The organism is Alcanivorax sp. UBA3183, from assembly GCF_002364155.1.
Taxonomy (GTDB): Bacteria; Pseudomonadota; Gammaproteobacteria; order Pseudomonadales; family Alcanivoracaceae; genus Alcanivorax; species Alcanivorax jadensis.
In genome coordinates this window covers 67560-70435 of record NZ_DEXN01000038.1, presented here as the reverse complement: position 1 = coordinate 70435, position 2876 = coordinate 67560, and the positions used below count along the sequence as shown (strand labels likewise).

The window sequence follows — 2876 nt, the reverse complement described above, 5'->3', positions numbered from 1 at the left end:
ATGCCCGCGCCCATCATGCCGGCCCCGAGGATACCGACTTTTTCGGCACGGAATTTCGGCACATCCTTGGGACGGCTGGCACCGGCGTTGATCGCCTGCAGGTTGAAGAAGAAGGCGGTGATCATGTTCTTGGCCACCTGGCTGGTAACCAGGGACACGAAGTAGCGTCCTTCAATGGTGGAGGCATTGTCGAAATCCACCTGGGCCCCTTCCACGGCCGCAGACATGATCGCCAGCGGTGCCGGATAATTGGCGCCCTTGATCTGCTTCTTCAGGTTGGCCGGGAACGCCGGCAGGTTCATGGCGAACTTGGGATTCTTGGGGTCACCACCGGGGATCTTGTAACCTTTCTGATCCCAGGGCTGCTGGGCTTTGGGATTGGCCTTGACCCATTCGCGGGCCTTGGCCAGCATCTCGTCACGGTCAACAGCCAGCTCGTCGATCAGCCCCACTTTCTGGGCCTTGTCGGCTTTCATGCGCTGGCCCTGCATCAGCACTTTCATCAGGCCATCCTGGATACCCAGCATGCGGATCACGCGGGTGACACCGCCACCACCGGGCAGCAGACCCAGGGTCACTTCCGGAAGACCGAACTGGGCGGATTTGTCGTTGATGGCAACACGGTGATGACAGGCCAGGGCGATTTCCAGACCGCCACCCAGAGCCGTACCGTTCAGGGCAGCCACAACCGGCTTGCCGAGGGTTTCCAGCACGCGCAACTGACGCTTGATCTCGGTAACGTTATCCAGGAAAACCTGGCCGTCTTCCTTTTTCGCCTTAAGCAGGTCACGCAGATCACCGCCGGCAAAGAAGGTCTTCTTGGCGGAGGTGATGATCACACCGGCAATGTTGTCTTTCTCTTTTTCCAGACGCTCCACGGTGGCTGCCATGGACTTGCCGTACAGCTCGTTCATGGTGTTCGCGGACTGGTTGGGATCATCCAGAATCAGGGTAACGATGTTGTCCGCGTCCTGTTCCCAACGGATTGCAGTTTGTTCACTCATGTTCTTTCTCCGAATTCGTTCGACGCGGTTTACAGACGCTCAATGATGGTGGCGATACCCATGCCACCGCCCACACACAAGGTGCACAGCGCGTACTTCTTGTCGCGACGTTCGAGTTCATCCAGCGCGGTGCCCAGGATCATGGCGCCGGTGGCACCCAGTGGGTGGCCCATGGCGATGGAACCGCCATTCACGTTGGTCACATCCGGGGTAATGTCCATGTCCTTCATGAAGCGCATGGCCACGGCGGCGAACGCTTCGTTGATTTCCCACAGATCGATATCGCTAGCCTTCAGGCCGGCCTTGGCCAGTGCCTTTTTGGCAGCCGGGCCCGGACCAGTCAGCATGATGGTCGGATCGGCACCACTGATCGCTGTGCAGACAATACGGCCACGAGCCTTCATGCCGTAATCCTTGCCAACCTGCTCGTTACCCAACACGACCAGTGACGCGCCATCCACGATGCCGGAAGAGTTACCGGCGTGATGGACGTGATCGATCTTTTCCAGCCAGTGGTATTTCTGCAGAGCCACCGCATCGAAACCACCCATTTCGCCCATCATGGCGAAAGACGGATTCAGACCGGCAAGGCCATCGGCGGTGGTGCCGGCGCGAACGTGCTCGTCGCGATCCAGTACGGTCAGGCCGTTGAGGTCTGTAACCGGTACCACAGAATTTCCGAAGTAGCCTTTTTCCCAGGCAGTGGCAGCCCGCGCCTGGGATTCGGCAGCGAATTCATCCACATCACGGCGGGAAAAGCCTTCGATGGTGGCGATCAGATCAGCGCCGATGCCCTGGGGGACGAAACCGGTCTTGTAGTTGGTAACCGGGTCCATGGCCCAGGCGCCACCATCAGAGCCCATGGGAATACGGCTCATGGCTTCCACACCACCCGCCAGAATCAGATCATCCCAACCGGAAGCCACTTTCTGGGCACCGGTGTTCACCGCTTCCAGGCCGGAAGCACAGAAACGGTTCAGCTGATAACCTGCCACAGTGTCCGGCAGACCCGCAGCCAGCGCCGCAGTCTTGGCGATACAGGCGCCCTGATCACCCACCGGGGTAACCACGCCCAACAACAGATCATCAATACGGTTGGTGTCCATATTGGGGAAACGGGCTTTCACTTCATCGATCAGGCCGACCACCAAGTCCAGCGGCTTCACCGTATGCAGTGAGCCATCTTTTTTACCCCGACCACGGGGAGTACGGATGGCATCGTAAATATAGGCTTCGGTCATGGAACCTTCCTCTTGCCTCAGGCAGATGTCAGCTCAGCTGACGGGTTGTGAAAGGCGGCACCTGTCAGTGCATGGGTTCAATCATGCGCAACAAAGTGACAGGTACCGGCCAAATGTAGACCGCAGAGATTGCCCTACACGCGCCCGTCACTCAATGACAGGAGTTAACAGCCTGGGTGAGCGGAACGGGCAGTGGTTAACCGCTTGATATGCAAGGCGTCTTGAGGGCCAATGCGAGTCGCTCGAGAGATGGTAAGGTCCGGACATTCGTTTCAGGAGAATTCGCTATGTCCCATAACACCGAGGTGCTGCGCTCCCTGGCCGCTTCCGCCCTGCAGCAGGGTCGCGGCATTGCCAGCAAAGGCCACCGCAAGACACCCCAGGAACCCCTTGAACTGTATGACATGGAAGGCTGCCCGTTTTGCCGCCTGGTTCGCGAAGCATTGACGGATCTGGACCTGGATGTAGTGATTTTCCCCTGCCCCAAGGGGGGTGAGCGTTACCGCCCGCTGGTGGAACGCCTGGGTGGGCGTCAGCAATTCCCCTATCTGATGGACCCGAATACCGGGGCCGCCCTTTACGAATCCGCCGACATCATCGACTACCTGTACCGGGAATACGGCGGCCGCCC

At 59.0% G+C, this 2876-nt stretch carries 3 protein-coding genes; 1 reads left to right on the top strand and 2 read right to left on the bottom strand.

Annotated elements, in window-relative coordinates; all coding sequences use genetic code 11:
• Positions 1-1004: enoyl-CoA hydratase-related protein (locus B3Q33_RS11875; RefSeq protein WP_286827597.1), on the bottom strand; the 1004-nt coding region annotated here is incomplete at its 3' end.
• A 29-nt stretch (positions 1005-1033) separates the two neighbouring features.
• On the bottom strand, positions 1034-2245 hold the full coding sequence (locus B3Q33_RS11870) for an acetyl-CoA C-acetyltransferase (RefSeq protein WP_272962981.1): 1212 nt from the start codon (positions 2243-2245) through the stop codon (positions 1034-1036).
• 287 nt (positions 2246-2532) lie between these two features.
• On the opposite strand from B3Q33_RS11870, the gene B3Q33_RS11865 reads away from it, so the two are divergent.
• Positions 2533-2876 (top strand): glutathione S-transferase N-terminal domain-containing protein (locus tag B3Q33_RS11865; protein WP_286827591.1); only part of this gene is annotated, 344 nt, incomplete at its 3' end.